Annotated in this window: 2 protein-coding genes; both read left to right on the top strand. The window is 54.9% G+C overall.

The window, feature by feature from the left end:
• On the top strand, positions 1–1,790 hold a 1,790-nt coding region (locus HMPREF1323_RS01615), incomplete at its 5' end, for a type IA DNA topoisomerase (protein ID WP_009432418.1).
• A gap of 138 nt (positions 1,791–1,928) precedes the next feature.
• Positions 1,929–4,219, top strand: a 2,291-nt coding sequence (locus HMPREF1323_RS01610) for a DUF2958 domain-containing protein (RefSeq protein ID WP_009432417.1), incomplete at its 3' end; no start/stop codon positions are given.

Raw genomic sequence — 4,219 nt, 5'->3', positions numbered from 1 at the left:
CCTGCTTCGAGCGTGCCGAGCAGATCATCGTCGCTACCGATGCAGGAAGAGAAGGAGAGCTCATCTTCCGCTACATCTACACCTACCTCGCCTGCCGAAAGCCCTTCCAACGGCTATGGATCTCATCCCTCACCGACAAGGCAATTCGGGAGGGACTAGCCAAGCTCAAACCTGGGGAGCAGTATGATGCACTCTACCTAGCAGGCAAAGCTCGTAGCGAGGCAGACTGGCTCGTCGGCATCAATGCCAGCCGAGCACTCTCGATAGCTCGCCGTGGAGCCTATTCGCTGGGGCGTGTACAGACCCCGACACTCGCCCTAGTATGTCGTCGCTTCTTAGAGCATCAAGGCTTTTCATCCCGCCCCTATTGGAGACTCCATGCCACAATTGAGCAAGACGGCATCCTCCTCAAGGCGCTTTGTCAAGAGCGCTTTGAGGACAAGGACCTTGCCCAAAGCGTCCTGAAAATACTAAGTGGTCAGCCCCATCTGAAGATCCTATCGGTCGAGAGAAAGTGCACCGAGACCCCACCTCCTCTCCTCTTTGACCTCACCACACTTCAGAAAGACGCCAACCGCAAGCACGGCTTCTCGGCCGACAAGACCCTGTCGCTAGCCCAAGCTCTTTATGAAAAGAAGATCATAAGCTACCCCCGCACCGGGAGTCGCTACATCAGCGAAGATGTCTTCGAGATGCTCCCTACCCTACTCCATCAGCTAGGTATCACTCTTAGCCAACCGCTTAATCGGCATGCTGTCGACAATCATCGGGTGACCGACCATCATGCTCTCCTCCCAACAGGTGAGTCCCCCGAGGGACTATCTCCAGAAGAGACAATGCTCTATCAGATGATCCTCAGCCGTTTCATCGAAGCCTTTGCTCCCAACAGCGAAGAAGAGCGTATGCAGGCGGAGCTGAGCGACGGGACCTACCGCTACAGTTGGCGGGCTACACATAGACTGTCGCTGGGCTGGAGAGCTTATTCTCAAGACGGAGGAAAGGACAAAGTGGAGGCGACAGACGACGAAGAAGAGCTCCTCGAACAACTCCCCACGCTCACCGAAGGGGAGCACTTACCCCTTCGTCACTCTGAGATCACGGAGCATCAGACCAAGCCCAAGCCTTTGTTTACCGAAGCCTCCCTACTCTCCGCCATGGAGCATGCTGGGCGGGAGCTGACCGATGCTGAGAGTCGCAAGGCGATTGCCGAATGTGGACTCGGGACACCCGCTACCCGCGCAAGCATCATCGAGGCACTCATCCTACGCGAACTCATCCGTCGGGAAAAGAAGACGCTCATCCCCACAGAGAAAGGGCTGTCCGTCTATCAGCTCGTCAAGGACCAGGAACTAGCCAATGCCGAACTCACGGCCAACTGGGAGCTCACCCTCTCAGCTATAGAAGCGGGGAAGGCTTCTGCCGAAGACTTCGCTCTCCGAATCAGAAGCTACACCACAGACATCTGTCACAAGCTCCTCGCCCTGCAGGCTGAAGCTCCAGCCTATCCCTCCTACCGCTGCCCGCTCTGTGCCCAGGACTCTGTGGGCATCTTTGCCAAGATCGTCAAGTGCCGCAACGAGACGTGTGACTTCCACATCTTCCGTGAGATCTGCGGGGTAAAGCTCACAGAAGCACACATCAAGGAGCTCCTTATCAGTAGACGGACCTGCCTCATCAAAGGCTTTCAGAACAAAGCGGGCAAGAAGTTCAACGCCCACATCACCCTCCGAGGGGACGGCTCAACGGGCTTTGAATTCGACTCCAATAGCCAACCTCACAGAAGACGCTAACCATCCTCAGGAAAGCGCCTTATAGACCGAGAAAAAGAGGCTAATCTTTTGGGCAAAAGATTAGCCTCTTTTCAGCGGGACATTAGCACCTTTTCAAACGACCTCTGGAACACACCTCCCAGAAGCACAAACTCAGCTATGCCTTACAACAAGAAAGCCGTACTTGCGGCCAATACCCAAGCGATCCGTATCATCCTTCGCCTCGAGAAAGAGCAAAGGCTAGCCACCGAAGAAGAGCGGATCATACTAGCCGCATACCAAGGCTTCGGAGGGCTCAAATGCGTACTGAATCGCACCGAGCAGCCCGAAGATATTCGCTACTGGGCAAAGTCCGAGCAAGAGCTCTTCAAGCCCACCTGCACCTTGAAGCAGCTCATCTACCGAGAAGCTCCCGATGCTCTGATCGCCAAACGTTACTGGGAGAGTATCAAGGCTAGTGTCTTGACCTCCTTCTATACCGACACGCGCATAGTCTCCGCCATCGCCACAGCCTTAGCTGAGACCGGAGTGGAGTTTCACTCTTGCCTGGATCCATCATCTGGGATAGGAGCCTTTGCCGATACCTTTGCCCCTTATGCTCGCCGTATCGACGCGCTCGAAAAGGACTTACTCACGGCTCGGATAGCCCAAGCACTCCATCCCCTTGGAGAGAGCAAAGTCACGGTTCACCAAGCACCCTTCGAATCCCTCGGTGAGCTCGCCGAGACTGACCGGTATGACCTCATCACAAGCAACATCCCCTTCGGTGACTTCATGGTCTATGATCGCGCCTACTCCAAAGGGAAAGATAGCATCAAGCGGGAAGCAACACGCACCATCCATAATTACTTCTTCATCAAGGGGCTGGATAGCCTACGAGAGGGTGGCGTCCTGGCGTTCATCACGTCGCAGGGATTACTTGATTCCCCGTACAACGAGATCTTCCGACGCTATCTGATGGAGCAGAGCCGACTCATCTCGGCCATTCGCCTACCCTCAGGCATGTTCTCTGAGCATGCCGGAACCGAGGTCGGCAGTGACCTCATCGTCCTACAAAAGCAAACGGGCAAGGGAATAACGCCAGGCGAAGAAGAGCGCTTCGTACGTACCGCAGCCGTGCCCAGTGGCGATGGCTTCTCCATAGCCTTCACCCACAACTCACTTTTTGAGAGCCCATGGGAAGAGGTCCGCTCGCATACGATCGCGACCGAGCGAACCATGGGAACCAACCCCTACGGGAAAGCAGCCTGGATATACCAATTTGATGGGGGCATAGACGAGATGGCTGATAGTCTACGGATACAGCTTGCTCAGGATGTAGCACAGCACTTCGATCGAAAGCTCTACAACACAGGAGTAGCAACGACTGAAGAAGAGCGCCAAGCAGAAGCCGAGAAGAAGCTACTCGCTCTCGGAGTGACCGTAGGATCCCCGCAGAAGGAGGCTCAGAAGAAAGACAAAGAAAGAGACGATGCCTTTAAGCTGATGCCTAAGGCCATCGAGAAGAGCCTCCCCCAGCTCTACAGTACAGAAAACGAGCTCCTCGGTGATCGTACCGCCTATGCTCGCTACTTCTTCCCCGCTGGAGCTTACACCGCCTACCTCCTGGAGTACGACCCGAAAGAGCGTATCGGCTTTGGGGCAGTTACCATGGGCTATGGATGGGAGCTCGGGAACATCTCGCTCGATGAGATGGAAGAGGTCCAAATAAAAGGGCTACGCATTGAGCGAGACCTCTACTTCTCTCCCACTAAGCTCCATCAGATAGAAGAGCTTGAAGAGCTTGTACAAGGGCACTTCACAAAGGAAGCTCTACAGGCTGAAGAGAACCCGACAGAGGAGCTAGACAAGGGACAAAGGATACTCTCTAACGAAGAAATTGCTCCTGAGGGAGTCCCTGCACTCACCCTGTTTCGTCAGTATGAAGCACCTGAGCGACGACCCGACATGGAAGCTCCCCGAGAGATGAATGGGCAGACCGTGTACTTTGATGACGATCATCACCCCATCATGCAGGCAAGCCACGAGCAGGAGGAGCTACTCTTTGCCCCAGAAGAATACACCCTCTGGACTCTGGAAGTAGAGCGGGTGAGTGCCGAACTCAAGGCTAATACCCCAAAGCATAGCCCCTCCTCACAGAAGGCTCATACGGAAACTAAGACCCAAACATCCCGCAGGCGTAAGCAGCCTGCTCGCGATACGATCCAAGAGGCTTCTCTCTTCGACTTCACAGATGAAGCAGGACAAGGCCAGGTGGTCCCCACAACCGAGTATCGGGAAGTCTTTGACACATCTCCTCGCCCCTTCCTCTCCGCTCCCGACAGCCACCTTCGTGATGGCTCGATCGTCGTGCAGAAAGGACAGGTAGGCTACCTCTCTGACCTCAAGAGGCGACCAACCTTTCACCCCATGGATCTCCCTCTCGCTCAACTTACTCGCCTAAGAGCCTA

Origin of the sequence: Porphyromonas sp. oral taxon 279 str. F0450 (assembly GCF_000292995.1) — a bacterium.
Classification (GTDB): Bacteria; Bacteroidota; Bacteroidia; order Bacteroidales; family Porphyromonadaceae; genus Porphyromonas; species Porphyromonas pasteri.
This window is presented reverse-complemented; position numbering and strand designations above follow the sequence as displayed.